Here is a 26,674-nt window from a genome sequence, read left to right on the forward strand (position 1 = left end):
CCCGGCGTCGCCCAGGGCAGGCCGTGCCCGCGAAGAACCGACTCGAGAAGTGTGAAATCGCTCAGGTAGGCGAGGGCCGCTCGGTGCAGGTTGGGGTCATCCGGCATCGGACCGACCGACTTCATCCAGACGGCCTGATGCGGCTGGGAGTCGCCCGTGACGGCCATCCAGATGGGCTCCTCAACGTGACGGATGTCGAATGGCCGGCCCCATGCCCACACCTTGGCGATCGGGTGGTCGATGCCTTCGAGGGTCTCCGCCGCGGTCGGCAGCGACTCGGGGTCGGGAATGCCCTCCGGGAACGGCTCTTGATGTTCGAGTCCCTCATCCTCGGTCTGGAAGGAAGCGATCATAGACAGGATCGGAACGCCCTCCTGATACGCCTGTGTGCGCCGCGTGGTGAAGGAACGGCCGTCGTGGATGCGGTCCACCGAGAACGTGATCGGCAGGTTGACGTCGCCGGGCCGCAGGAAGTAGCCGTGCATCGAGTGTGCGGAGCGGTCGGCCGGGATTGTGCGCTGCGCGGCCACCAGGGACTGCGCGAGAACCTGGCCTCCGAAGACGCGGCCCTGCGGCATCCACTGGCTGGGGCCGGTGAAGATGTCTTCGTTCGTCCTCGCATGGGTGTCGGTGAGGTCGAGCGCTGCGAGCAGTCCGTCGAGGGCGTTGGTCATGGGTCTCCCGTCGAAAGGGCGTGCGGGCGGCACGAGAGTGCGCGCTCATATAGTTTAGAGATCACATGAGCCAGACATTTTCCCTTGTTGACTCCCTCTCCCTCGCCGACCTGCAGGTATTCCTCGGTCGTGCCGGGCGCGTGGAGGACGGTTCGGTGCGCCTGATCGCCGGCTCCGGGGTGCTCGCCGTCTACGTGGCGGTGCTGTATCCGTCCGGCCTTCTCGACGAGAGTGCGACGGTTCTGGGGCTGCGCACGTTCGCCCTCACCGAGCGAGACACCTTCGACGCGGTGGTGCCGGTGCGCTCGCTCCTCGAGCGTCTCGCGCGGCTGCAGGGCGAGGTCACCGACCCGACCGCGGCCGTCACCGTCACACTCCCGATGCAGGTCAACACCGTCACCTGGGCGGCCATCTCCCCGCCACGCGGCGGATGGACCGCCCTCGAGCAGGTGGATGGCGCGACCCTGGAGCGGGTCGCGGCATCCGGAATCGACGAGGTCGCCACCGCGATCCCGGCGGGAACCGGAGAGCAGATCGTGCACCGCGTGCGCTCCGAGGTATGGGGGCGCCCGATCGAGGGCCTCGAATACGTGCCGGCCGGCGCGGCCTTCGCCGCCCTGTCGCTGGGGTTCCTGGGCGGACCGGATGCCGTGCGCGTCTATGAGACCGGGCCGTGGACCCGGCTCTCCACCGAGCGCGGCCACGTGCTCGTCAAGCGTCGCTCCTGGTCGCTGCAGCGCTGATGACCGTCGGCGTGGACGAACCGGACCAGCGCGGCCGGACCGGCCTGGACCGGGTCGGCCTCGACCTCAGCGGCAATCCGCGCGTGCGGGTCACCGCCGTTGAGCTGGTGGCGTCCGGCTGGCATGTTCTGCGCCGCACCACGTTCGACTACCTCGACGCGCACGGCGTGGTGAGCAGCCAGCAGCGAGAGACCTACGACCGGGGCAACGGCGCCACGATCCTGCTCTACGACGCGGCGAGACGCACCGTGCTGCTCTCGAGGCAGTTCCGCTTTCCCGCCTACGTGAACGGGCATCCGGACGGCATGCTCATCGAGACGGCCGCAGGACTGCTCGATGACGACGACGCGGCCACGGCCATCCGCCGGGAGGCCAGCGAGGAGCTCGGGGTGGCCGTCGGCGAGCTCCAGCACGTGTTCGACGTGTTCATGAGCCCGGGCTCGGTCACCGAGAAGGTGCACTTCTTCGCGGCGCCGTACAGCGACGCGACCCGCACGAGTGGGGGCGGAGGCGTCGCCGAGGAGGGCGAGGAGATCGACATCCTTGAGCTGCGGTTCGACGAGGCCCTCGAGATGATCGACGACGGCCGCATCGCCGACGCGAAGACGATAATGCTGCTGCACTGGGCGGCGCTGCGGGGCCCCTTCGCGGCGTGACCCACCAGGCGTGGCTCAGGCGCGGCGCACCGCGACGATCGGGATGACCCGATCCGTTCCCTCCTGGTATGCACCGAACCCGGGCGCGACAGCCGTGAACTCGGCGAAGAGCCGCTCCCGCTCGGGGCCGCTCACCGGCTCGGCAACCCCGCGCCAGGTCTCCACGCCGTCCGTCGTCGCGAGTTCCACGCTCACGTGCGGATCGGCGACGAGATTGAGGTACCAGGCGGGATGGGTCGGGGCGCCGGCCTTGGACGCGATCACGTAGACGACGTCGCCCCGGCGGAAGTACATCATCGGCGACACGCGCTCCTGGCCCGTCGTGCGGCCCGTGGTGTGCAGCAACAGGAGATGCACGCCGGACCATCGGCCGCCGAGCCTCCCGTCGTTGGCGCGGAACTCCGCCATGATGCTGTCGTTCCAGTCGTTCACTTCCTGCTCCTTAGCCGATGGTGATGGTGATTTCAGGCCCGCGCCGCGGCGCGTCCGGCGACCCGGCCGGAGAAGAGACAGCCGCCGAGGAAGGTCCCCTCGAGCGAACGGTAGCCGTGCATCCCGCCACCGCCGAAGCCGCTCGCCTCGCCGGCCGCGTAGAGCCCGGGCACCGGATTGCCGTCGGCCCCGAGCGCGCGTGCGAGCAGGTCGGTCTCGATGCCGCCGAGGCTCTTGCGGGTGAGGATGTGGAGCTTCACCGCGATGAGCGGCCCGGCCTTCGGATCGAGGATGCGGTGCGGGCTCGCCACGCGGATGAGCCGATCTCCGCGGTACTTCCTGGCCTGTCGGATGGCGTTGATCTGCGCGTCCTTCGCGAACGGGTTGGCGAGCTCCCGATCCCGCGCCTCGATCTCGCGTCGCACCCGCCCCGCGTCGATCTCGACCTCGGGGGTGAGGCGCTGCATGCCGGCCAGCAGGTCGTCCAGCGTGTCGGCGACCACGAAGTCCGCGCCGCGCTCCTTGAAGGCCTCGACGGGACCGGGCGCCCCGGGCCCGATCCGCTTGGCCAGCAGGCGATAGTCCTTGTTCGTGAGATCGGGATTCTGCTCGCTGCCCGAGAGCGCGAACTCCTTCTCGATGATCTTCTGGGTGAGCACGAACCAGCTGTGGTCGTGGCCGGTGGCGGCGATGTGTTCGAGGGTGCCGAGGGTGTCGAAGCCGGGGAAGAGCGGCACGGGCAGCCGTGAGCCCGTCGCATCGAGCCAGATCGACGACGGACCGGGAAGGATGCGGATGCCGTGCCTCTCCCACACCGGCGCGTAGTTCTCGATGCCCTCCACGTAGTGCCACATGCGGTCGCCGTTGATGAGGTGCGCGCCGGCGCGCTCGCTGATGCCGAGCATCCGTCCGTCGACGTGGGCCGGCACCCCCGACAGCAGTTTCTCCGGAGGCGTGCCCATCCGCGCCGGCCACTGCGCACGGACGAGGTCGTGGTTGCCGCCGATTCCGCCGCTCGTGACGATCACGGCCCCCGCGCGCAGCTCGAAGTCTCCGGAGATGGTGCGGTTGCTCGCGGCACCGCGCACCGCGTTGTCCGGCGCGAGCACGACGCCCCGGGCGCCCACCACCGCCCCGCCCTCCACGATGAGCTCGTCCACGCGGTGCCGGAACGCGAGTGTCACCAGACCCTGGTCGACGCCGGCGCGCACGCGCTGAATGAATGGCGCGAGGATGCCGGGGCCGGTGCCCCAGGTGATGTGGAAGCGAGGCACGGAGTTGCCGTGCCCAAGCGCCGTGTAGCCGCCGCGTTCGGCCCAGCCGACGACCGGGAAGAATTTGACTCCCCGGGCGTGCAGCCACGCGCGTTTCTCGCCGGCGGCGAAGTCGAGGTAGGCCTCGGCCCATTTGCGCGGCCAGCCGTCGTCCGGTCTGTCGAATCCGGCCGAGGCGAACCAGTCCTGGCGGGCGAGTTCGAGGCTGTCCTTCACGCCCATCCGTCGCTGCTCCACCGAGTCGATGAGAAAGAGCCCGCCGAACGACCACCACGCCTGGCCGCCAAGGCTCGCCTCGGGCTCCTGCTCGAGAATCGTCACGCGCCGGCCAGCATCCACGAGTTCCGCGGCGGCCACGAGGCCCGCCAGGCCGCCGCCGACAATGATCACATCGGGCTGTCCTGGCATGCTGACTCCTTCGTCCCGGCCCCGATCATCCGGCCGTCCTGTTCATGATTCCGGATAAATGCTCGTTCCGGTGCGAATTGGCCCGATTTGGCCAGTCGCCGGAAGCACCTGCGCGCCGCCCATGCGTTTCTCCGGAGGTTTCGCGCGGGAAGGCGCCTGCAGGGCCGAAATGACGGCTGCGCGGCCCGAACCTCCGGAGAAACGCGTGTGCGGCGGGAGCGGGTGTCACGTGCGGTAGCCGGACATCACGCGTCGAGCGTGCCGGGCAACCTCCGCTTCTCCGGAGAATCGGGCCCGGAACGCACTTTCCGGGCCGAAATCGCGTCCGTACGGCCCGAACCTCCGGAGAAACGCGTGTTGGCGGGAGCCCGAGCGGGAGCCGGTGCCGGAGCGCGAGCCCGGACCTCCGGAGAAACGCGTGTCGGCGGGAGTGCGGCGAAACACCGCGGGTCAGCTCTTGCCGCGGATGCGCTGGCTGAGGGCCTCCGCCGCGTTGCGGGTGGCGAGGCCGAGCCGCTTCCACTGCCGGTCGTCGAAGGCGGAGCCGCGGAAGGTCAGCCCGATGGCCGCCGTGGGGTAGTGGTTGTGGTCGAACACCGGGGCCGCGACCGAGCCGTACTCGAGCGTGATGTCGCCGTCCTCCACCGCCCAGCCGCGCTCGCGGGTCTCGAACAGGATGCCGTCGAGTTGCTCGCTCGTGGTGGGACCAGGGCCCGCGCGCACCGCGAGTGTCTGCCCGCGCGGGTAGCTGGCCTGCAGCTGGGCGGTGGGAATGCTCGCGAGCATCGCGCGCCCCGTGGCCGTGAGGTGGGCGGGCAGCCGCACCCCGATGCTGGTGACGACGGCCGGCGCTCGGGCGGCCGAGACCTTGGAGGCGTAGACGACATCCGCGTGCTGCAGCACCCCGAGGTGGGCGACGATCGGCAGGCCGGTCTCGGCCACCAGCCGCTCGAGGATGGGCCTGGCGAGCTGCCCGAGCGAGCTGGTGCGCAGCACCGACGATCCGATATCGGCGACGAGCGGGCTCAGCAGGTAGGCCTGGTCTTCCGGGGAGTGCAGCAGGAAGCCCTCGTCGCGCATCACCGTGAGCAGGTGGTAGACGGTGGAGCGGGGGAGACCGAGGTCGCGACTCACCGTCGAGGCCCGCACCGGCCCGCTGTGCCCCGCGAGATACCGGATGATGCGCAACGTGTGCCGTGCGGCCGGGACCTCGCTCATGGGTGTCTCCGATGTCTGGTATCCCAGACAGATTATCCCGAAAAGAGGCGCGGGCGCGGCACCGGGGCGGCTCTAATGAGTGCATGGACACAGCGAGCACGATCACCCAGCACATCGTGACCCTCGGCGTGCGCGGCCTGACCTTCTCGGAGGTCGTGGCGGTGGCCCGCGACGGCGCGCCCGTGCGGCTGGCCGAGGATGCCCTCGCGGCGATGGCCGAGAGCCGCGCGGTGATCGAGGCCCTCGCCTCCGACACCCGGCCGCACTACGGCGTCTCCACCGGCTTCGGTGCGCTCGCCGACAAGCAGATCCCGGTGGAGCTGCGCGGCCAGCTGCAGCGGTCCCTCATCCGCAGCCACGCGGCCGGGTCCGGCCCCGAGGTCGAACGGGAGGTGGTGCGCGCCCTGATGCTGCTGCGCCTGTCGACCCTCGCCACCGGACGGACCGGCGTGCGCCCGGTCGTCGCCGAGACCTACGCCGCGGCGCTCAACGCCGGCATCACCCCCTGGGTCGCCGAATACGGCAGCCTCGGCTGCTCGGGCGACCTCGCCCCGCTCGCCCACTGCGCTCTCGCGATGCTCGGCGAGGGCGACGTGCGGGATGCCCGCGGCGTCCTCGTTCCGGCGTCCGCAGCCCTGCAGGCGGCGGGCATCGAGCCGCTCGTGCTGCGCGAGAAGGAGGGCCTCGCGCTCATCAACGGCACGGACGGCATGCTCGGGATGCTCGTGCTCGCCATCACCGACCTGCGCGCCCTGGTCACCACGGCCGACCTCGCCGCCGCAATGAGCGTGGAGGGCCTCACCGGCACCGACGCGGTGTTCGCGGCCGACCTGCAGGCGCTGCGTCCGCATCCCGGCCAGCGCGACTCGGCCGCCAACATGCGCGCCGTGCTCGCCGGCTCTCCCATGATCTCGAAGCCGCAGGGGTTCACCCGAGTGCAGGACGCGTACTCGCTGCGCTGCGCCCCCCAGGTGCACGGGGCCGTGCGCGACACGATCGAGCACGCCGCCACCGTCGCGAACCGCGAACTCGCCTCGGCGATCGACAACCCCGTCGTGACACCGGATGGCCGCGTGGAGTCGAACGGCAACTTCCACGGGGCGCCGATCGGGTACGTGCTCGACTTCCTGGCGATCGTCACCGCCGACCTCGCGAGCATGAGCGAGCGCCGCACCGACCGCTTCCTCGACGTCTCGCGCAACCACGGCCTCAACGCCTTCCTCGCCGACGACCCGGGCGTCGACTCCGGGCACATGATCGCCCAGTACACCCAGGCCGGCATCGTGAGCGAGCTCAAGCGGCTCGCCGCTCCCGCGAGCGTCGACTCGATCCCGTCGTCGGCCATGCAGGAGGACCACGTGTCGATGGGCTGGAGCGCCGCCCGCAAGCTGCGCAAGTCGATCGACGGCGTCGGCCGGGTGATCGCGATCGAGCTGCTCACCGCGGCCCGGGCGATGGACCTGCGCGCCCCGGTCATCCCGTCCCCGGTCTCGTCCGCCGTGCTGCGCCGGCTGCGCACCGCGGTGCCGGGCCCGGGCACCGACCGTTACCTGGCGCCGGACATCGCGGCCGCCCACTCCATGGTGCTCGACGGGTCGCTGCTCGCGGCCGCGGCATCCGTCGTATCCGAAGCAGGAGGAGAACTCGTATGACCAGCGGACCCCGCCCGGTGCGCGCCCACCGCGGCAGCACCCTGAACACCCTCGGCTGGCCGCAGGAGGCCGCGCTGCGGATGCTGCAGAACAACCTCGACCCGGAGGTCGCCGAGCACCCGGACAAGCTCGTCGTCTACGGCGGCACCGGTAAGGCCGCGCGCGACTGGAACAGCTTCGACGCGCTCGTGCGCACGCTGACCACCCTGAAGAACGACGAGACGATGCTCGTGCAGTCCGGCAAGCCGGTGGGCGTGATGCGCACCCACGAGTGGGCTCCCCGCGTGCTGATCGCCAACTCCAACCTGGTGGGGGACTGGGCCAACTGGGACGAGTTCCGCCGGCTGGAGCAGCTCGGCCTCACCATGTACGGGCAGATGACCGCCGGGTCGTGGATCTACATCGGCACCCAGGGAATCCTGCAGGGAACATACGAGACCTTCTCGGCGGTGGCCGCGAAGTCCTTCGCCGGCAGCCTCGCCGGCACCATCACCCTCACCGGGGGCCTCGGCGGCATGGGCGGCGCGCAGCCGCTCGCCGTGACCATGAACGACGGCGTCGCGATCTGCGTGGATGTGGACCCGAGCCGCATCGCCCGCCGGATCGAGCACGGCTACCTCGACGTCGAGGCGCAGTCGCTCGAGCACGCCGTGGAACTCGCGTACTCGGCGAGGGACTCGAAGAAGGCCCTGAGCATCGGCCTGCTCGGCAACGCGGCCGACGTGTTCCCGCGGATGCTCGCCCAGGGCGTGCAGATCGACATCGTCACCGACCAGACCAGCGCCCACGACCCGCTCGCCTACCTCCCGCTGGGAATCGCCTTCGAGGACTGGACCCTCGCCCGCGAATCGGACCCGGCCGGCTTCATCGAGCGCTCACGGGCGTCCATGGCGGTGCAGGTGGAGGCCATGGTCGGCTTCCTGCGCGCCGGCTCGGAGGTCTTCGACTACGGCAACAACATCCGCACCGAGGCCAGGACCGCGGGCTACGCCGACGCCTTCGCGTTCCCCGGGTTCGTGCCCGCCTACATCCGGCCCCTGTTCTCCCAGGGTAAGGGGCCGTTCCGCTGGGCGGCGCTCAGCGGCGATCCGAAGGACATCTACGCCACCGACCGGGCCGTGCTCGACATGTTCCCCGGCAACGAGTCCCTCGCCCGCTGGATCCGGCTCGCCCAGGAGCGCGTGCACTTCCAGGGCCTGCCGGCGCGCATCTGCTGGCTCGGCCTCGGCGAACGCGACAGGGCCGGCCTCAAGTTCAACGAGATGGTCGCCTCCGGGGAACTGAGCGCCCCCGTGGTGATCGGGCGCGACCACCTCGACTCCGGCTCGGTCGCCTCGCCCTACCGGGAGACCGAGGCGATGAAGGACGGCTCGGACGCGATCGCCGACTGGCCGCTGCTCAACGCGCTCGTCAACACCTCGTCCGGCGCCACCTGGGTCTCCATCCACCACGGCGGCGGGGTGGGCATCGGCCGCTCGATCCACGCGGGCCAGGTGACCGTCGCCGACGGCACGGCGCTCGCCGCCGAGAAGCTTGCCCGGGTGCTCAGCAATGACCCGGCGATGGGCGTGATCCGGCACGTGGACGCCGGCTACGACGAGGCGATCGAGACCGCCGACCGGCTCGACGTGCGCATCCCCATGAACGAGCAGTCATGAGCACGCGCTGATGGCGCTCTCGCGGGACGCGCTGTGGCCGCGCTCGGGCGACTGGCCGGCGGCCGGGCCGGACGCCTCCGGTGGCGCGATCGACCTCGGCCTGATCGGCATCCCCACCTGGCGCACCTCCCTCTCCGCCACCGGGGCGGCGGCCACCCCCGCCGCCGTGCGCGCGGCGCTGCGGTACTACAGCGAGTTCCTCTCCCCGGACCGCGGCGTGCGGGCGGGCGCGCGCCTGGCGACGACATTCGCGGACTGGGGCGACGTGGCGGATCCGGATGCGGACGAGGCGGCCGCGATCTCCGCGGTCGCCGCAGCCGCGGCCCGCACCCGCCTGCTCGTGGCCCTCGGCGGGGACAACGCGGCGACGGTGCCGGCGGCCCTCGGAACCTGGGGCGACCGGGTCGGCTCGGCGGGCCTCGTGACCCTCGACGCCCACCACGACCTGCGTGACGGCGTGAGCAACGGTTCGCCGGTTCGCCGGCTGGTCGAGGCCGGGCTGGCCGGCCGTCGTGTCGTGCAGGTGGGCATCGCCGACTTCGCCAACTCCGCGGAGTACTCGGCCCGGGCCGCCGACTACGGCATCACCGTGATCCACCGGGACGAGCTGCACCGTAGGCCGATGGCGGACGTGATGGCCGAGGCGCTCGGGATCGCCGGCTCTGCGGGCGGACCCGTGCACGTCGACATCGACGTGGACGTGTGCGACCGAGCCGTGGCGCCCGCCTGCCCCGCCTCGGTGCCCGGCGGCATCGCCGCGTGGGAGCTGCGGGCCGTCGTGCGCGCGGCCGGAGCACATCCGTCGGTGGAGTCGATCGACTTCGCCGAGGTCGACTCGACGGCGGACGCCGCCGACGGCCGCACCGTGCGGCTCGTCGCCCTCTGCGTGCTCGAGGCCGCCGCCGGACTGGAGGCCCGCCCATGACCAGCACGCTCATCGACAACATCGGGCTTCTCGTCACCAACGACCCGCTGCACGGATCGCTCACGGCCGAGCGGTCCGCGGCCGCCGTGGTGATCGAACACGGGCTCGTCGCCTGGGTCGGCGACGCGGCCGACGCCCCAGCCGCGGACGAGCGCCTCGATGCCGACCGGCGGTGCGTCATCCCCGGCTTCGTAGACAGCCACAGCCACCTCGTCTTCGCGGGGGACCGGGCGGACGAGTTCGAGCACCGGATGACCGGGCAGGCCTATGCCGCCGGCGGAATACGACGAACCGTCGCCGCGACCCGCGCCGCGACGGACGCCGACCTGCTGGCGAACGCCGAGCGGCTGGTCGCCGAGATGCGAGCCCAGGGCACCACCACGGTGGAGATCAAGAGCGGCTACGGCCTCAGCGTGGAGCACGAGGAGAGGTCGCTGGCGATCGCCCGGCGCCTGACCGCCGAGACGACCTATCTCGGCGCGCACGTCGTGCCCCCGGAGTTCGCCGACGACCCGGCCGGCTACGTCGAGCTCGTCACGGGGGAGATGCTCGCCGCCTGTGCCCCGCTCGCGCGCTGGATCGACGTGTTCTGCGAGGCCGGGGCCTTCGACGAGGACCAGGCCCGCGCCATCCTGCGGGCCGGACAGGCAGTGGGGCTGGGGGCGCGCATGCACGCCGGCCAGCTCGGACTCTCCGGCGGGGTGCGGCTCGCCGTGGAGCTCGGCGCGGCGAGCGTCGACCACTGCACGTTCCTGGCCGACGCGGATGTCGACGCCCTGGCCGCGGGGGACACGGTGGCCACGCTGCTGCCGGGCGTGGAATTCTCGACCCGCCAGCCGTATCCGAACGCCCGTCGTCTCATCGACGCCGGGGTCACCGTCGCGATCGCCACCGACTGCAACCCGGGCTCGAGCTTCACCTCGTCGATGTCGTTCTGCATCGCCGTGGCCGTGCGCGACCTGCGGATGAGTCCGGCCGAGGCGCTCTGGGCCGCCACGGCGGGAGGCGCGCGGTCCCTGTGGCGCGACGACGTCGGGGTCATCGCGGTCGGCAAGCGCGCCGACCTGGTGCTGCTCGACGCACCGAGCTACGTGCACCTGGCCTACCGGCCGGGGGTGCCGCTCGTGCATCGTGTGATCACCGGCTGAATCGGCCAAGATGGAGTCACCGTGACCGCCGGAACGCACCGCGAAGGAGCTCAGTGTCCCCGACAATCCGACTGATCCAGGCCGCCGGACTTCTCCCGTCTCCCGCCCGGGTGACGGAGCCGACCGAGCCCCCCCTGCGGATCGCCGTCGTTCAGCACGAGTGGAGGCCCGATGCCGCGGCGCTCACCGAGTGGCTCGACGACGCGGTCGACACGGCGGCGGCCGCCGGGGCACGAATCGTCTTCCTGCCCGAGATCACCCTCAGCCGCTACCCTGCCGATTCACTGCCCGCCGACACTCTTCCCGGGGGCGACGCCAGCGAGCTAGCCGAGGACCTCCTCGCCGGGCCGACCCTCGCCTTCGCCGGCCGGGCCGCTGTGCGGGCCGGCGTCTTCGTGCACGCCTCGCTCTACCGCGTGGCGGACGAGGGCGACGGGCTGGGCCTCAACACGGCGATCCTCGTCGACCCGCAGGGAAGGCTCGTGGCGGCCACCGACAAGCTGCACATCCCCGTGACGGCTGGCTACTACGAGAACCGCTACTTCCGGCCGGGGTCCGCCGCGCCGGTCGCCGCCGCGCCCGGCCTTGCCGCCGGGGACCCCTATCCGGTTTACGCGCTCGACGGTCTCGGCGCGGCCCGGCTCGGGCTGCCCACCTGCTGGGACGAGTGGTTTCCCGAGGTCGCGCGCGCGTACTCGCTCGGCGGGGCCAACATCCTCGCCTACCCCACCGCGATCGGGTCGGAGCCCGACCATCCGGAGTTCGACACCCGGCCTCTCTGGCAGCAGGTGATCGTGGGAAACGGGATTGCGAACGGCCTGTTCATGGTGGTGCCCAACCGCACCGGCACCGAGACGCGGCCCGACGGAAGCCGGGGCAACACCTTCTACGGCTCGTCTTTCGTGAGCGACCCCTACGGCCGCATCCTGGTGCAGGCGCCGCGCGACGAGGCCTGCGTGCTCGTGGCCGACCTCGACCTCGCCCAGCGCGACGACTGGCTCGACCTCTTCCCGTTTCTGGCAACGCGGCGGCCGGACACCTACGGCACCCTCACCCGTCCGGTGGCGACGGAGTGAGCTGGCGGATGCCGGCGGAGGGCGCGAGGCAGGAACGCCTCTGGCTCGCCTGGCCCACCGGCGGCTACACCCTCGGCGACACCGCGGAGGGGGCGGAGGAGGCCCGGCGCACCTGGGCGGCTGTCGCGAACGCCGCGGCCGGCTTCGAACCGGTGAGCGTGGTCGTGCACCCGCGGGACGAGGGCGTCGTCGCCCGCTACCTCGACGGCTCCATCGAGCTCTTCGTGCGGGAGATCAACGACGCGTGGATCAGGGACAGCGGGCCCACCTTCGTCGTCGACGACGAGGCACCCGGCTCGCTCGGGGCGGTGACCTGGACCTTCAACGGCTGGGGCGGCCAGGAGTGGGCGAGCTGGCATCACGACAGCACCCTCGCGCCGGCCGTCGCCGACTGGGCCGGCGCCGAGCGGATCGACTCGACGCTCGTGAACGAGGGCGGCGGCATCCACGTGGATGGGGAGGGCACGGTCCTCGTGACCGAGACGGTGCAGCGGGACGCGGGCCGCAACCCGGGAATCAGCCGGGAGGCCGTCGAGGCGGAGCTGGCCAGCACCCTCGGCACCACGAGCACGATCTGGCTGCCGCGCGGCCTCACCCGGGACTCGAGCACCTTCGGCACCCGCGGGCACGTGGACATCGTGGCGACGATCGCCTCTCCCGGCCGGCTGCTGCTGCACGACCAGCGAGACCAGGCGCATCCGGACTTCGCGGTCACGGCGCAGCTGCGAGCCGTGCTGTCCGAGGCCCGGGATGCCGCCGGCCGGCGGTTCGAGATCGTGGACCTGCCGGCGCCGCGCGTGCTCCGCGACGACGAGGGCTTCGTGGACTACAGCTACGTCAACCACGTTCTGGTCAACGACGGGGTGATCGCCTGCGCCTTCGGCGACCAGCGCGACGCGGATGCCCTCGCGATCCTGCGGGACGCCTACCCGGGGCGCACCGTCACGGCGGTCGACGCGAGACCGCTCTTCGCCCGCGGCGGCGGCATCCACTGCATCACCCAGCAGCAGCCGGCCGTGTGACCGGCTAGTCCTCGAAGGTGTTGACCATCGCCTGGGCCGCACGATCCAGGTAGGCCCAGAGGGTCGCGTCGTCGAGGGGTGACAGCTCGAGGCTGTCGACCGCGGAGCGCATGTGCGAGAGCCAGTGGTCCCTGGCCTGCTGGTTGACCTTGAACGGCGCGTGCCGCATCCGCAGCCTCGGATGCCCGCGCTGCTCGGTGTAGGCGCCCGGGCCTCCCCAGTACTGCTCGAGGAAGCCGGTGAGGCGCTGGATGGCCCCCTCGAGGTCGTGCTCGGGGTACATCGGCCAGAGCACCGGATCGGTGTGCACGCCCTCGTAGAAGTGGCGCACGAGTCGTTCGAAGGTGGGCCGCCCGCCCACCTTTTCGTAGAAGCTGCCGCTGGCCGCCTCGCCGTGTTCCGTCACCCGCAGGATGATGGGGCTCTTCTGGCCGCCGGGGATCTCGGTGTTCTCGGTCATTCTCGCGGCTTTCTCGGTGCTCTCGGCGGCTTGGGGTCGGCGGTGGACGCGATCGGATTCGGGGCCGTGCGGGGCGGTCGGGCGCCGCGGATGCTCTCCGCTCCGTCGAATCCGCTCAGCACGATGCTGTTGAGGGCGGGGAGCCGGATGCCCATCTCGTCGAGCCCGGACTTGAGCCGGGAGCGCAGCTCGCGGGCCACGTCGTCCTTCGTTCCCGGGCGGGTCTTCACCACGAGCCGAATCACGATGGCCTCCGCCGAGATGGACTCGATGCCCCAGATCTCCGGCTTCTCGAGGATGCGCCCGCGCCACTTGATGTCCGCCGCCAGCTGCAGGGCGATGGACAGCATCCGCTCCTGCACGGCCGCGACGTCGGCGTCGTACGGCACCGCGAGATCGATGATCACCCGCGACCAGCCCTGGGACATGTTGCCGACCCGGATGATCTCGCCGTTGCGCACGAACCAGACCGTGCCGTTCACGTCGCGGATCTGGGTGATCCGGATGCCGACCGTCTCCACCACGCCGGTGGCCGGACCGAGGTCCACGACATCCCCCACGCCCAGCTGGTCCTCCGCGACCATGAACAGGCCGTTGAGCACGTCCTTGACGATGTTCTGGGCCCCGAAACCGAGGCCGGCGCCGATCGCCGCCGTGATGATGGCGAAGGAGCCGAGGATGGTCGGGTTGATCGTCGTGATCACCGACAGGGTCGCCACGACCACGAGCACCACGGCGACGATGTTGTTGAGCACGCTGCCGAGCGTGCGGGTGCGCTGCACGATCCGCACCGCGCTCATCGGCGAGGTCATCAGGGCCTGGGTGTCCTGCGCGTTCTGGCGCTTCTTGACCCCGTTGACGATCCGGTTGACCACCCGATCGATCACGAACCGCAAGACCACCCGCAGAACGATGGCGACCACCACGATGAGGATCACCTGCACGAGTGTCATCTCGTAGATCGTCTTCACGGTCGCCCAGAACGCCGTCCAGCCGTCTGTCGTTGCCGCAGTCATCATTGAACCGAGTTTACCGGCGGCGGTTGTGAGGCTCAGGCATCCGGGCGTGTGCGGCCACCCCGGGCCGGCGTGCCGACCCGGAATGACCGCCCACGCCCGGAGGCGAATCGGCGGGTGCCGCTACGCGTCCCTGGCCTGCACGCGGAGCGCGCGCTCCACTCCCGCGAGGTTCTCGATCACGAGGCGGCGCAGCGCCGGGATGTCCTGGTTGGCGTCCAGCCAGGCCTTCGTCGCGTCGACGAGGGCCTGCGAGGCGAGCGGAGCGGGGTAGAGGCCCACGACGAGCGTCTCGGCGATGTGGTAGCTGCGGCTCTTCCAGATGTCCCCGAGCGAGCCGAAGTACCGGGCCACGAGCGGCTCAAGCGACGACGGGTCGTTGGTGTGCTGGTAGCCGACGGCCGTCTGGCGCACGATGGCGTTCGACGGCTCGGCGCCCGCCGGGTCGACGAGCGACTCGAACGCGGCGAGCTTCGCCTCGGCGGTGGGGATGGTCGCTGTCGCGCGCGCCGCGGCCTGCTGACCGTTGGAGGTGTTGTCCTTCGCGAGCGCCGCCGCAATCTCCTCCGCGCCGGCCGCGCCGTTGAGCACGAGTCCCTCGAGGATCTCCCAGCCGAGGTCGGTGTCGATCTCCAGCCCCTCGAGGGGCGCGGTGCCGTCGTGCAGGCCCTTGAGCGCCGCGGCGTGGGCGGGAGTCGAGGCGAGCGACGCGAAGAACTTCACGAACTGGAACTGCGCGTCGGATCCGGCCTCCGCGGTGCGGGCCAGCGACCAGAGGGCGTCGCCGACACGGATGAGGGTCTCGGTTCGGCGCTCGGCCGCCACGTACTGCTTGGCGGCGAGGCCGAGCTGGCCGAGCGTCGTGCGGATCGTCGTCGACTCCGTCTCGGTCGCGATGTTGCCGAGAACGAGCCGCACATAGTCGCTCGCTGGCGTCTCGGCATCCCGGGTGGCGTCCCAGGCCGCGCCCCACACGATGGACCGGGCGAGCGGGTTCTCGATGTCCTTGAGGTGCTCGATCGCGACTGCGAGGGATGCATCGTCGAGACGGATCTTCGCGTAGGCGAGGTCGTCGTCGTTGAGCAGCACGAGGGCGGGCTTGGCCATCCCGATCAGCTGCGGCACCTCGGTGCGCTCGCCGTCGACATCCAGCTCCACTCGCCGCACCCGCACGAGCTTGCCGCTGTTCTCACCCTCGGTTGCGAGGTCGTAGAAGCCCACGGCGAGGCGATGCGGACGGATGGTCGGGTAGTCGGCCGCGGCGGTCTGCAGGATCGCAAACGAGGCGATCGAGCCCTCGGCATCCGTGGTGATCTCCGGACGCAGCGTGTTGACCCCGGCGGTCTCGAGCCACAGCTTCGACCACTCGCCGAGCGATCGCCCGCTGGTGATCTCGAGCTCGGCGAGAAGGTCGGCGAGCTCCGTGTTGCCGTAGGCGTGGTTCTTGAAATACGCGGCGACGCCCGCGAAGAAGGCGTCGATGCCCACCCAGGCCACGAGCTGCTTGAGAACCGAGCCGCCCTTGGCATAGGTGATGCCGTCGAAGTTGACCTGCACGTCTTCGAGGTCATTGATCGTCGCGACCACGGGGTGGGTCGAGGGAAGCTGGTCCTGGCGGTAGGCCCAGCTCTTCTCCATCGCCTGGAAGGTGGTCCACGCCCCTGTCCACTCGGTGGCCTCGGCGGTGGCGATGGTGGAGGCCCACTCCGCGAATGACTCGTTGAGCCAGAGGTCGTTCCACCACTTCATGGTCACGAGGTCGCCGAACCACATGTGGGCGAGCTCGTGCAGGATGGTGACGACGCGTCGTTCCTTGATCGCGTCGGTGACCTTCGACCGGAAGACGTAGGTCTCGGTGAACGTGATCGCTCCGGCGTTCTCCATGGCTCCGGCGTTGAACTCCGGAACAAAGAGCTGGTCGTACTTGGCGAACGGGTACGGGTAGTCGAACTTCTCCTCGTAGTACGCGAAGCCCTGGCGGGTCTTCTCGAAGATGTAGTCGGAGTCCAGAAACTCGAAGAGCGACTTGCGCGCGAAGATTCCGAGCGGGATGACGCGACCGTCACGGCTCGTGAGCTCGCTGCGCACCACCTCGTACGGGCCGGCGACGAGCGCGGTCACGTAGGACGAGAGCACCGGGGTGGGGGCGAAGGTCCAGGTGGCGACGTCTCCGTCGACGACCGGCTCGGGCGTGGGCGAGTTGCTCACGACCTGCCAGCGCGCCGGTGCCGTCACCGTGAACGTGAAGGACGCCTTGAGGTCCGGCTGCTCGAAGACCGCGAAGACGCGGCGCGAATCCGGAACCTCGAACTGCGAGTACAGGTAGACCTCGTTGTCGACCGGGTCGACGAAACGGTGCAGGCCCTCTCCCGTGTTGGTGTACTCGGCATCCGCGACGACGGTCAGCTCGTTCTGCTCGGCGAGATCGTCGAGCTGGATGCGCACGCCGTCGCTCACGACCGCCGGGTCGAGCGGGGCGCCGTTGAGGGTCACCGAGTGCACGGTGCGAGTGAAGGCGTCGATGAACGTGGAGGCCCCGGCGGTGGCGGTGAAGCGCACGGTCGTCGTGCTGCGGAACACCTCGCTCCCCGTGGTGAGGTCGAGCGTCACGGCGTAGCTCTCGACCGCAACGAGCGCCTTACGCTCTGCTGCCTCGACTCTGGTGAGGTTCTCTCCTGGCACGTGTTGCTCCTTCACAGCGGGGGATTGTGTCCGACAGCCAGCCTAATGCGACCGCCGAAGACGCCATTCCGCGCGCAAGGAGCGGGTTCCGGGCCGGCACCCGGCCCGGAACCCCAGCACTACTCAGTCGGCGCGGGAGAACTGCCGCGACGTCACGCCCGCCTTGACGGGCTGCGGCATCCGCGACTGGACGTCGCCGATCGCGGCCACCAGCAGGGCGCGCAGCCGCGCATCCTGATCGGTCACGCACGCCTCGGCGATGCCCACCACCGCGGTGCGGATGATCGCATCCGTCATGAGCGAGGTGGACCGCGGGTTGAGCGAACCCGAGGTCGCGAGGAACGCGTGCGCCCAGTCGGCCGCCCCCGGCGTGAGTTGGAGGGCCTCGGCGATCCGCTCCCTGGCCGCGGCGACCGCGGGGTCGCCGGAGGTGGCGAGGAGCTCGTCGCAGCGGAGGATTCCGGCGGCCAGCGCGCGCTGTCGGCCCTCGCTCGCGATCGGCAGGGCGACACTCGCTGCCCGCGCGGCGACGAGGAGTCCGATGTGCGGATCCGTGCCGTTGAGGCCCACCACCGAGGGGATGTGGGTGACGAGCTCGCCGCGTGCGGCATCCGAGCTGCAGTCGTTCACCATCCTCGCGAGCGAGGCCAGCGCGGGATGGGTGCAGGCCGGATGGTCGCTCCACTTCTCGCCGGCGAGCCAGGACGCATACTCCATGAAGCACGCGCCGCTCTTGGGGCTTCGATGTTTGCCTCGTGACAGCACGGGCATGAGTTCGGGTGAAACGTTCCTTGATCGCGACATTTGAGGTGCCTCCCGCCACTCTCGCAACTGGTGAATCAAGTGTGCGCCTCGAAACGCGCCAAAACCAGACCCTGTCTGGCCGGATGCGGCTGTCTGGCCCACATTCGACCGGCTCGGGGTGCGCTCAGTATGGTTGGCCCATGGCCAGCATGGTGTTCGAACGTTCCCTCCCAGACCCCCGCGTCGTCGCGGCCTCGCTCGACGGCTCGAGACTCGCCCCCTTCTGGCTCGACGACCTCGGCACCCCCGCATCCTTCCCCCGGCACAGCGGCACTGCGAGCGTCGATCTGGCGATCGTGGGGGCCGGGTACACCGGCCTGTGGACGGCCCTGCAGGCCAAGGAGCGGGATCCCTCGCTCCGGGTGATGGTGCTCGAGGGCAAGACAGTGGGCTGGGCCGCATCCGGTCGCAACGGCGGCTTCTGCGAGGCGACCCTCACCCACGGGGAGGCGAACGGGCAGAATCGGTTCGCCGACGAGCTGGAACAGCTCGACCGGCTCGGTGCCGAGAACCTCGACGAGATCGAGGCCACCGTCGCCCGCCTCGGCCTCGACTGCCAGTTCGAGCGCACGGGGTCTCTCGCCGTGGCCGTGGAGGACTACCAGGTGGCCGAGCTCCGGGACGCGCACGACGGCGTGGACGAGATCTTCTTCGACGCCGACCAGATGCGGGGCCAGGTCAATTCGCCGACCTACCTCGGTGGGCTCTGGAGCAGGCGCGACACGGCCATGGTGCATCCGGCGAGGCTCGCGGCCGAGCTCGCCAGGGCCTGCGTCGAGGCGGGCGTGCAGATAGTGGAGCACTCGCCGGTGCGCGCGATCGACAGCGAGCTGCCGAACGGTCCGGTCACGCTCACCGTCGACGGCGGCTTCGTGAACGCCGACCGGGTCGCCCTCGCCACCAACGCCTTCCCCTCGCTGCTCAAGCGCTACCGGCTGCACACGGTTCCGGTCTACGACCACGTGCTCATGACGGAGCCACTCAGCGCGGCGCAGCTCGCCTCCATCGGCTGGGAGGGCAGGCAGGGCGTCGCCGACCTCGCCAACCAGTTCCACTACTACCGGCTGACCGCCGACAACCGAATCCTGTGGGGCGGGTACGACGCCGTGTACCACTACGGCGGCCGCATCCGCAGCGAGTACGAGGACCGTCCGCAGACCTTCCGCACCCTGGCGAACCACTTCTTCACGACGTTCCCGCAGCTCGAGGGGGTGCGATTCAGCCACCGCTGGGCGGGGGTCATCGACACCAGCAGCCGGTTCTGCGCCTTCTTCGGCCTCGCCCGCCAGGGCCGTGTCGCCTACGCCGCGGGCTTCACCGGCCTCGGGGTGGCCGCGACCCGGTTCGCGGCGAATGTCATGCTTGACAAGCTTTCCGGCGAGCAGACCGAGCGCACTCAGCTGCGCATGGTGCGCGAGATGCCGCTTCCCTTCCCGCCCGAGCCGGCCACCTATGCGGCCGTGCAGGCCACGCGGTGGGCCCTCGACCGGGCAGACCACAACGCCGGCAGGCGCAACACGCTGCTGAAGACCCTGGATGCCGTGGGCCTCGGCTTCGATTCGTAGCGGCCTTCCGCCGTGTCGGCGGCCCGCGGTAGCCTCCGAGCATGAATCAACAGGATCTCTTTCTCATGTCCGACGCTGCGCTGCGCGATGTGATCGACATGATCGACCACGACCAGCTGTCCCAGCCCGCCCCCGCCGAGTGGTCGCGCAAACCGAATCCGACGCTGCGCGACATCATCGCGTACCACGCCTACGACGAGGCGTGGGTTCCGGATGTGCTGGCCGGCCGCACCGTGGAGGAGGTCGGCACCCGCCACGACGGGGACCTGCTCGGCGACGACCCGATCGCGAGCTACGACGACATCAACGATGCGGCGATGGAGGCCGTGTCCCGCGATCTCGACTTCGACCGGATCGTGCACCTCAGCTATGGCGACTTCCCGCTGGGCGACTACCTCGTGCACACGAGCACCTACCGTGCATTCCAGGCCTGGTCCATCGCCCACTCGCTCGGCCTCGACTTCTCCCTGCCCGAGCCGCTCGTCGACGGCCTGTGGGAGATCCTCGAGCCGCAGATCGAGGGCTTCCGGGCCATGGGCGTGTTCCCTCCCGAGGTGCCGGTTCCCGCCGGTTCCGACCGCGAGGTGCAGCTGCTCGGCAAGGTCGGGTATTGGAAGCCGTGATGCTCGATGCGGCAACCGCGGTCGCCGCCCTCGACATCGACCTCGACCTCGAGGCGGTGCCCGGTGACCAGGTCGTGGCCGGCGCGCCGATGATGGGCTCGGCGGTGCTCTGCACGCTCGACACGGTCGAGGTCGGGGTGTGGGAGATGACCCCCGGCTCGATGAGCGACGTGGAGTCTGACGAGGTCTTCGTGGTGATTGCGGGCACGGCGACCGTGCGCTTCGACCACGACGGCAGCGTGCTGCAGCTCGGGCCGGGAACGGTCGGTCGGCTCGCCGCCGGACAGCGCACGGTGTGGACGGTCACCGAGACGATTCGCAAGGTCTACATCGCCTAAATTGGTGAGCATGCGCATCCACATCGCCACCGATCACGCCGGACTCGAATTCAGCACCGACCTGCAGGCCCACCTGCGCTCGGCGGGCCATGAGGTGGTCGACCACGGGCCGACGGTCGTCGACCCCCTCGACGATTACCCGAGCTTCTGCATCAACGCCGCGCGCGCGGTCGTGGCCGACCAGCGCTCCGGCATCGAGGCTCTCGGCGTGGTCTTCGGCGGCTCGGGCAACGGCGAGCAGATGGCGGCGAACAAGGTACTCGGCGCCCGAGCGGCGCTGGTCTGGAACGTCTCCACCGCCCTGCTCGCACGCCAGCACAACGACGCGAACCTCATCTCCATCGGTGCCCGCCAGCACACGGTCGACGAGGCCAAGCTCTTCATCGACACGTTCATCGCCGAGCCCTTCTCCGGCGAGGAGCGTCACGTGCGCCGCATCGCGCAGCTTGCCGAATACGAGGCCACGGGGCTCATCGTCGGCCACGAGATCGACTGACCGTGCCAGAGGGCCACTCCGTCCACCGCATCGCCCGCCAGTTCGGGCAGCACTTCGTCGGGCATCCGGTGCACGTCTCCTCGCCGCAGGGACGCTTCGTCGACGGCGCGGCGCGGCTCGACGGCCACACGATCACCGACGCCCGAGCCGTGGGAAAGCAGATGTTCCTCCGCTTCGACAACGATCTGTGGCTGAGGGTGCACCTGGGAATCTACGGCGCCTGGGACTTCGCGGGCGACATCACAGCCGACGCGACCGTCGCCGCGGCGAATGGTCGGATGGGCCAGACCAACCAGCGGGGAACTGTCGCCGACCAGGACGGCGCGAACGGCTCGGAGAGCTCCCTGTCGAGCATCGGCGCGCCTCGGCGCACCCGCCTGCGCATGGCGGAGCAGGAGAAACTCGAGACGCCGATCGACGTCTTTCCGCCGGAGCCGATCGGCGCGGTGCGGGTGCGGCTACTCACCGACGAGGCCGTCGCCGATCTGCGCGGCCCCACCGCGTGCGAGGTGCAGACGCCGGATCAGGTGGAGGCCACGATCGCGAAGCTCGGTCCTGACCCGCTCGAGGTCGACGCGGCGGAGGGCGAGGAGCGATTCGTGAGCGTCGTACGCCGCAAGCCGACCCCCATCGCCCTGCTGCTCATGGACCAGGCTGTCGTCAGCGGAATCGGCAACGTCTACCGGGCCGAACTGCTCTTCCGGGCACGCCTCAACCCGCACACCCCCGGCAAGCTGGTGCCGGAACAGACGCTGCGGGAGCTCTGGCGGGATTGGTCGAGGCTCCTCGCGACGGGCGTCGCCACGGGCCAGATGCTCACCATGGACGACCTCGACCCCGACGACTACCGCCAGGCGCTCGCCTCCCGCGACGACCGGCACTGGGTCTACCACCGCGCCGGTCTGCCCTGCCGGGTCTGCGGCACCAACATCGCCCTGGAGGAACTCGGCGGACGCAAGCTCTACTGGTGCCCGAAGGATCAGGCATGAGGCGCACACCGGCCTTCCTGCTCGAGGACGAGGCCGAGGTCAAAAGGCTCATCCGGGAGAACCCGTGGGCCACGATCGTGTCGCACACGGCGACCGGGATCGTCGCGTCGCACTACCCGGTCGTGCTCGAGGAGGACGCGGAGGGCATCAGCATCGTGAGCCACGTCGGTCGACCGGACGAGCAGTTGCACGAGCTGGGGCGGCACGAGGTGCTCGTGATCATCCAGGGCCCGCACGGCTACATCTCGCCCGGTTGGTATGGGGCGGTTCCGGCCGTGCCCACCTGGAATCACGTGACGGCCCACCTCTACGGCACCCCCGAGATCCTCTCCGACGAGGAGAACTACCGCGTTCTGGGCGATCTGGTGGACTTCTTCGAGAACCGGATGCCGCGCCCGGCCCGACTCGAACAGAACGAGGAATACGCCCGGCGGATCGTGCACGGCACCGCGGGCTTCCGGCTTCGGGTGACGCGCTTCGATGCCCGGCTCAAACTCAGCCAGAACAGGTCGCCCGAGATCGTCGAGACGATCATCGGCGAGCTCGAGCACGGCGAGAACTACGCCCAGCCCGATCTCGCGCGCGAGATGCGACGGGTGCACGGCGAATGAGCATCGTGCTGCGCAATGCACGGATCGTCGGCGCGGGCGGAGAGCCGACCGACCTGCTGGTGTCGGACGGAACGATTTCGGCCATCGGCGGCGAGCTGTCGGGCGACGAATCCGTCGACCTCGGCGGCCGGTTTGTGGTCCCGGGGCTGTGGGACAACCACGTGCATCTCACCCAGCATGCCCTCGCCCAGCGCCGGGTCGACCTCTCGACCACGACATCCGCCGCCGAGGCGGCCCGAGTGATGGGCGACGCCTTCCGCACGGCTCCGCCGGAGGCCGGGCTGGCGCTCGTGGGGTTCGGGTTCCGCGATGGGTTGTGGCCGGATGAGCCGTCCGCCGCGCTTCTCGATTCGCACGTGCACCCGGTGCCCGTGGTGCTCGTGAGCGGCGACCTGCACTGCTGCTGGCTCAACTCGGCCGCGCTCGCCCGGTACGGGTACGCCGGCCGCTCGACCGGAATCCTCCGTGAAGACGAGGCGTTCCCGGTCACGGCCGCGCTGCGCGACGTGCCGGATGCCGTGCTCGACGCGTGGGTGAGCGAGGCGGCGCAGTCGGCTGCCCGCCGCGGCGTCGTGGGAGTGGTGGACTTCGAGATGGCGGACAACATCCCGGTCTGGGGTCGTCGATTCGCTTCGGGCTTCGATTCGCTGCGGATCTCGGCGGGCGTCTACACCGAGCACCTCGAGTCGGCGATCGGTGCCGGGCGGTTCACCGGCGAGGTGATCGAGGGCACCGGCGGCCTGCTCACCATGGGACCGTTCAAGGTGCTGATCGACGGCTCGCTCAACACCCGCACCGCCTACTGCGCACACGTCTACCCCGGCCTCGAGCTCTCCGATCGCGCGCACGGCATCCTGACGGTGCCGGCGGACGAGCTCACCGCGCTGATGGCACGGGCCTCCGCCGCCGGGCTGCTGCCGGCCGTTCACGCCATCGGCGACGAAGCCAACCGCATCGCGCTCGACGCGTTCCAGGCGGTCGGCAGCGGGGGTCGAATCGAGCACGCCCAGCTGCTGCTCGACGCGGACCTGCCGCGCTTCGCCGCCCTCGGCGTGGCGGCGAGCGTGCAGCCCGAACAGGCAATGGACGATCGCGGCGTCGCCGACCGATACTGGGCCGGGCGCACCGGCCGGGCATTCGCGCTGCGCAGCCATCTCGACGCCGGAGCACGGCTGCTGCTCGGGTCGGACGCCCCGGTGGCGCCGCTCGACCCGTGGGTGACCATGGCGGCCGCGGTCGCACGTTCGCGCGACGGGCTGGAACCCTGGCATCCCGAGCAGGCGATCTCCGTGGCGGAGGCGCTCGCTGCCTCCACGAACGGCCGTTTGCGCGTCGCAGTCGGCGAGGCCGCCGATCTCGTGGTCGTGGACCTCGACCCCCTCGAGGCCGCCCCGGACGCCCTCCGCGCCATGCCGGTCGCCGCGACGATGCTCGCCGGACGCTGGACCTTCTCTGCCCTCTAGGCAGCGCTGCCGCCCGCGCCTGTGGGGCCGTGTTCTGCGGGACGTGGCCCGTTCACCCGCGACACGACGCGGTGCGCAGGACGCGGTGCGCAGGACTCGGTGTGAGGGACCGTGCCCGCGGGCGTGGTTACCCACGCCACAGACTCCAGTTCTGCAGGACACGGTATGCAGGACAGCCCGTGCAGGACAGCCTGAGCGGTGCCGCCGCGCGGCCGAGTTCTGCAGGGCGACTGTCCTGGCGTCGAGCGCAAATGTGGCCTCGCACCGGCTCCCCACCCGTCATGTGTCCTGCACTCCGTGTCCTGCAGAACTGGAGTCTGTGGGGTGTGCGTCTGTCTGGTGTCCCAGGGTCCTGCACAACGGAGCGTGGGCGTGCAGCCCGTCCTGCACAACGGAGCGTGGGCGTGCAGCCTGTGCTGCGCAACCCCCAAGGGGCAAGGGAGTGCCGCACACCGGGGGAACGGGCGGCCCGGGGGTAAACCCCACCCTGTATCCGTGAGCCAGCCGGGTGGGGCAGCGGGAACGTTCTCGCGAGGCTGGAGCCATGACTATCACCGACCCCGCCCCAATGACCTCAGAGTCTGGCACTCTGGGTGCTGTGAGCACCCCGCCCCCGAATCGACCGGCCGCCTACTGGCGACTGTGGGCGAAAGTTCCCCGAGAGCTCGGATTCCTCGTCCTCACGCTCCCCATCGCGGTGGTGGGCTTCACCGTCTCCGTCACCCTGTTGAGCGCGGGGGCGGGCACCCTCGTCACCTTCTTCATTGGCGCGTTCCTGCTGATCGGGGCGCTCTACGTCTCGCGCGGCTTCGGCGTGCTCGAGCTCGTGCGCCTCGAGTGGGCTGGTCGTCCACGCATCGAGCGTCCCGAGTGGCAGGACGCCCGCGCCCGCGAGGGTTTCTGGGGCTGGCTCCGATCGGTGCTCGGCAACGGACACTACTGGCTGTACCTGCTGCACACGCTCGTCATCAACTTCGCCATCTCCCTCATCACCTGGGTGATCACGGTGGTCTGGGTTTCGGTGGGCCTCGGCACGATCAGCTACGGACTCTGGTGGCGCACCCTGCCGACGGGCGACCGCGACTGGGCCCTCACCGACTGGGTGCTCGGGCTCTTCGGGGCGTCGGCCCAGGGCGCCGCCCGCGATGGGCTCGAGGTCGCGTTCATGGCCGCGATCGGCCTCTTCGCGATCGTCACCCTGCCCTTCGTCACGCGCGGACTCGTGCTGCTTCACCACGTGATCGCCCGCGGCGTGCTCGGAGCCTTCCGGTCCGACGCCCTGCAGCGCGAGGTGATCGCTCTCAGCGCGTCGCGCGGGGCTGCGGTCTCCGCCGAGGGCCACTCTCTGCGGCGCCTCGAGCGGGACATCCACGATGGCCCGCAGCAGCGGCTGGTGCGCCTGCAGATGGATCTGGCCGCCGCCGATAGGCAGCTGGACAGCGACCCGCAGAAGGCCCGCGTGCTCATGGCGGAGGCGATGGTCCAGTCGCGAGAGGCGTTGGAGGAACTGAGGGCTCTCTCGCGGGGCTTCGCTCCACCGATCCTGCTCGACCGGGGACTCGTGGCGGCCCTCGAGTCGCTCACCGTGCGCAGCCCGGTGCCGATCAGGCTCGTCAACGAGCTGACGGATGGCGTGGACCTCCCGCAGGAGATCGAGCGCAACGCCTATTTCGTGGCGAGCGAGCTGCTCACCAACGTGGCCAAGCACGCGTCGGCGACCGATGTGGAGCTGAGGGTCGCGCTGCGCCGAGTGCCGGAGCCGGACACGACCTGGCTCGACGTCACCGTCACCGATAACGGCACCGGCGGAGCGGCGGTCGAGGACGGGCACGGGCTCGCCGGCCTGGACGAGCGCGTCCGCGGCCTCGGCGGCATTCTCTCGGTCTCGAGTCCCGTCGGCGGACCGACGCGGGTGAGCGCGCACCTGCCCGTCACCTACTGAGTCCTGGCCCGCCCGGGCGGTCGAGGCCTGGGCGGGCAATAGGGTGGTGTCGTGATCGACACCCCCCTGCGCGTTCTCGTCGCCGACGACTCGGTACTGCTGCGTGAAGGACTCGTGCGGGTTCTCGTGGAGGCGGGCCTCGAGGTCGTCGGCGCCTTTCCGAACGCCGACCTGTTGCTCGAACGCCTCGTGGACCTGGCGCCCGACCTCGTCGTTCTCGATGTGCGGATGCCGCCCACCTTCCGCGACGAGGGGGTGCGCGCCGCGATCCGGGCCAGGCAACTGCTGCCCGGGGTCGGGATCCTGTTGCTCTCGCAATACGTCGAGGTGGCCTACGCCCAGGACCTGCTGTCGTCGGGCACCGGCGGCATCGGCTACCTGCTGAAGGACCGGGTCGCGTCCCTCGACGAGTTGAAGGACGCGATCGAGCGCATCGCCTCAGGCGGCACGGTGCTCGACCCGGAGGTGGTCGCCCAACTCATCGGTCGCCGGCACGACCCGCTCGAGCGGCTCACGCCGCGGGAGAGCGAGGTGATCACGCTCATGGCGGAGGGTCGCACCAACGCGGCGATCGCCGCCCAGCTGGTGATCGGCACGGGAGCAGTCGAGAAGAACGTCACGTCGATCTTCCAGAAGCTGGGACTCGACGATTCGGGCAGCGACCATCGCCGCGTGCTCGCCGTGCTCGCCTGGCTGCAGCGCTAGGTGTACTGCTCAGGGACGTTGGTTGATGTGTGATGTGTTGATATGAGGAAGACCTCCGGTGGAGGGTGGAGCTGTCTAGGTCCCATTCCTCAAT

Annotated in this window: 25 protein-coding genes; 17 read left to right on the forward strand and 8 right to left on the reverse strand. The window is 70.4% G+C overall.

Annotation, left to right across the window (positions count from 1 at the left end; genetic code table 11):
* Positions 1 to 674 (reverse strand): acyl-CoA thioesterase (locus ACHZD8_RS09760; protein WP_394770142.1); only part of this gene is annotated, 674 nt, incomplete at its 3' end.
* Between the two features lie 65 nt (positions 675 to 739).
* Between ACHZD8_RS09760 and ACHZD8_RS09765 the strand changes: the two genes are divergently transcribed.
* Both ACHZD8_RS09765 and ACHZD8_RS09770 read left to right on the forward strand, forming a co-directional pair.
* The gene (locus ACHZD8_RS09765; protein WP_394770144.1) at positions 740 to 1,417 is read left to right on the forward strand and encodes a hypothetical protein; all 678 of its coding nucleotides are present in this window, start codon (positions 740 to 742) and stop codon (positions 1,415 to 1,417) included.
* Entirely contained in the window at positions 1,417 to 2,073 is a 657-nt protein-coding gene (locus tag ACHZD8_RS09770) for an NUDIX domain-containing protein (protein WP_394770145.1), read from the forward strand. The genes ACHZD8_RS09765 and ACHZD8_RS09770 overlap by 1 nt, the downstream gene beginning before the upstream one ends.
* Before the next feature lie 15 nt (positions 2,074 to 2,088).
* Here the strand turns inward: ACHZD8_RS09770 and ACHZD8_RS09775 are convergent, their stop codons facing one another.
* The 3 genes from ACHZD8_RS09775 to ACHZD8_RS09785 form a co-directional block, all read right to left on the reverse strand.
* Positions 2,089 to 2,505 carry a nitroreductase family deazaflavin-dependent oxidoreductase gene (locus tag ACHZD8_RS09775; protein WP_394770146.1) on the reverse strand — a complete coding sequence of 139 codons (417 nt, stop codon included), beginning with the start codon at positions 2,503 to 2,505 and terminating at the stop codon, positions 2,089 to 2,091.
* Between the two features lie 32 nt (positions 2,506 to 2,537).
* Complete coding sequence (locus ACHZD8_RS09780; RefSeq protein ID WP_394770148.1) at positions 2,538 to 4,187, reverse strand: FAD-binding dehydrogenase; 1,650 nt, start codon at positions 4,185 to 4,187, stop codon at positions 2,538 to 2,540.
* Positions 4,188 to 4,637: 450 nt separating this feature from the next.
* Entirely contained in the window at positions 4,638 to 5,405 is a 768-nt protein-coding gene (locus ACHZD8_RS09785; RefSeq protein WP_394770150.1) for an IclR family transcriptional regulator, read from the reverse strand.
* Positions 5,406 to 5,488: 83 nt separating this feature from the next.
* On the opposite strand from ACHZD8_RS09785, the gene hutH reads away from it, so the two are divergent.
* From hutH to ACHZD8_RS09815, 6 genes are read left to right on the forward strand one after another with little or no spacing between them, the layout of a single operon-like run.
* Entirely contained in the window at positions 5,489 to 7,057 is a 1,569-nt protein-coding gene (hutH, locus tag ACHZD8_RS09790) for a histidine ammonia-lyase (protein ID WP_394770152.1), read from the forward strand.
* Positions 7,054 to 8,715 carry a urocanate hydratase gene (hutU, locus tag ACHZD8_RS09795; protein WP_394770154.1) on the forward strand — a complete coding sequence of 554 codons (1,662 nt, stop codon included), beginning with the start codon at positions 7,054 to 7,056 and terminating at the stop codon, positions 8,713 to 8,715. Before hutH ends, hutU begins: the two co-directional genes overlap by 4 nt.
* A 10-nt stretch (positions 8,716 to 8,725) precedes the next feature.
* Positions 8,726 to 9,640, forward strand: a complete 915-nt coding sequence (locus tag ACHZD8_RS09800; RefSeq protein ID WP_394770156.1) for an arginase family protein — start codon at positions 8,726 to 8,728, stop codon at positions 9,638 to 9,640.
* Complete coding sequence (gene hutI / locus ACHZD8_RS09805) at positions 9,637 to 10,788, forward strand: imidazolonepropionase (protein ID WP_394770158.1); 1,152 nt, start codon at positions 9,637 to 9,639, stop codon at positions 10,786 to 10,788. The genes ACHZD8_RS09800 and hutI overlap by 4 nt, the downstream gene beginning before the upstream one ends.
* 53 nt (positions 10,789 to 10,841) lie before the next feature.
* On the forward strand, positions 10,842 to 11,864 hold the full coding sequence (locus ACHZD8_RS09810) for a nitrilase-related carbon-nitrogen hydrolase (RefSeq protein WP_394770160.1): 1,023 nt from the start codon (positions 10,842 to 10,844) through the stop codon (positions 11,862 to 11,864).
* The gene (locus ACHZD8_RS09815; RefSeq protein ID WP_394770162.1) at positions 11,861 to 12,886 is read left to right on the forward strand and encodes an agmatine/peptidylarginine deiminase; all 1,026 of its coding nucleotides are present in this window, start codon (positions 11,861 to 11,863) and stop codon (positions 12,884 to 12,886) included. Before ACHZD8_RS09810 ends, ACHZD8_RS09815 begins: the two co-directional genes overlap by 4 nt.
* 4 nt (positions 12,887 to 12,890) lie before the next feature.
* Here ACHZD8_RS09815 and ACHZD8_RS09820 read toward each other — a convergent pair whose 3' ends face one another.
* The 4 genes from ACHZD8_RS09820 to ACHZD8_RS09835 form a co-directional block, all read right to left on the reverse strand.
* Complete coding sequence (locus tag ACHZD8_RS09820; RefSeq protein ID WP_394770163.1) at positions 12,891 to 13,346, reverse strand: globin; 456 nt, start codon at positions 13,344 to 13,346, stop codon at positions 12,891 to 12,893.
* Positions 13,343 to 14,365, reverse strand: coding sequence for a mechanosensitive ion channel family protein (locus tag ACHZD8_RS09825; protein ID WP_394770164.1), 1,023 nt, complete (start codon positions 14,363 to 14,365; stop codon positions 13,343 to 13,345). Before ACHZD8_RS09825 ends, ACHZD8_RS09820 begins: the two co-directional genes overlap by 4 nt.
* A 120-nt stretch (positions 14,366 to 14,485) precedes the next feature.
* On the reverse strand, positions 14,486 to 17,044 hold the full coding sequence (pepN, locus tag ACHZD8_RS09830; RefSeq protein WP_394770166.1) for an aminopeptidase N: 2,559 nt from the start codon (positions 17,042 to 17,044) through the stop codon (positions 14,486 to 14,488).
* Positions 17,045 to 17,167: 123 nt separating this feature from the next.
* Positions 17,168 to 17,761: a hypothetical protein gene (locus ACHZD8_RS09835; RefSeq protein ID WP_394770167.1), complete on the reverse strand. Its 594-nt coding sequence runs from the start codon at positions 17,759 to 17,761 to the stop codon at positions 17,168 to 17,170.
* A gap of 227 nt (positions 17,762 to 17,988) precedes the next feature.
* Here ACHZD8_RS09835 and ACHZD8_RS09840 point away from each other — a divergent pair, with 227 nt between their 5' ends.
* From ACHZD8_RS09840 to ACHZD8_RS09880, 9 genes are all read left to right on the forward strand, one after another.
* Positions 17,989 to 19,413, forward strand: coding sequence for an NAD(P)/FAD-dependent oxidoreductase (locus ACHZD8_RS09840; RefSeq protein WP_394770168.1), 1,425 nt, complete (start codon positions 17,989 to 17,991; stop codon positions 19,411 to 19,413).
* Positions 19,414 to 19,454: 41 nt separating this feature from the next.
* Positions 19,455 to 20,036, forward strand: coding sequence for a hypothetical protein (locus ACHZD8_RS09845; RefSeq protein WP_394770169.1), 582 nt, complete (start codon positions 19,455 to 19,457; stop codon positions 20,034 to 20,036).
* Positions 20,036 to 20,374 (forward strand): cupin domain-containing protein, encoded by a 339-nt coding sequence (locus ACHZD8_RS09850; RefSeq protein ID WP_394770171.1) that lies wholly within the window; start codon positions 20,036 to 20,038, stop codon positions 20,372 to 20,374. The genes ACHZD8_RS09845 and ACHZD8_RS09850 overlap by 1 nt, the downstream gene beginning before the upstream one ends.
* A 10-nt stretch (positions 20,375 to 20,384) precedes the next feature.
* Complete coding sequence (locus tag ACHZD8_RS09855) at positions 20,385 to 20,870, forward strand: ribose-5-phosphate isomerase (RefSeq protein WP_394770173.1); 486 nt, start codon at positions 20,385 to 20,387, stop codon at positions 20,868 to 20,870.
* Positions 20,871 to 20,872: 2 nt separating this feature from the next.
* Positions 20,873 to 21,859: an Fpg/Nei family DNA glycosylase gene (locus ACHZD8_RS09860; protein ID WP_394770174.1), complete on the forward strand. Its 987-nt coding sequence runs from the start codon at positions 20,873 to 20,875 to the stop codon at positions 21,857 to 21,859.
* Positions 21,856 to 22,470, forward strand: coding sequence for an FMN-binding negative transcriptional regulator (locus ACHZD8_RS09865; protein WP_394770176.1), 615 nt, complete (start codon positions 21,856 to 21,858; stop codon positions 22,468 to 22,470). Before ACHZD8_RS09860 ends, ACHZD8_RS09865 begins: the two co-directional genes overlap by 4 nt.
* A complete protein-coding gene (locus ACHZD8_RS09870; protein WP_394770177.1) occupies positions 22,467 to 23,933 on the forward strand; it encodes an amidohydrolase in 1,467 nt (488 codons plus the stop codon). The genes ACHZD8_RS09865 and ACHZD8_RS09870 overlap by 4 nt, the downstream gene beginning before the upstream one ends.
* A 598-nt stretch (positions 23,934 to 24,531) precedes the next feature.
* The gene (locus tag ACHZD8_RS09875; protein ID WP_394770179.1) at positions 24,532 to 25,875 is read left to right on the forward strand and encodes a sensor histidine kinase; all 1,344 of its coding nucleotides are present in this window, start codon (positions 24,532 to 24,534) and stop codon (positions 25,873 to 25,875) included.
* Positions 25,876 to 25,941: 66 nt separating this feature from the next.
* Positions 25,942 to 26,580, forward strand: a complete 639-nt coding sequence (locus tag ACHZD8_RS09880) for a response regulator (RefSeq protein ID WP_394770181.1) — start codon at positions 25,942 to 25,944, stop codon at positions 26,578 to 26,580.
* Positions 26,581 to 26,674 lie beyond the last annotated feature (94 nt).

It is taken from the genome of Lacisediminihabitans sp. (genome assembly GCF_043726815.1).
Lineage (GTDB): Bacteria > Actinomycetota > Actinomycetes > Actinomycetales > Microbacteriaceae > Lacisediminihabitans.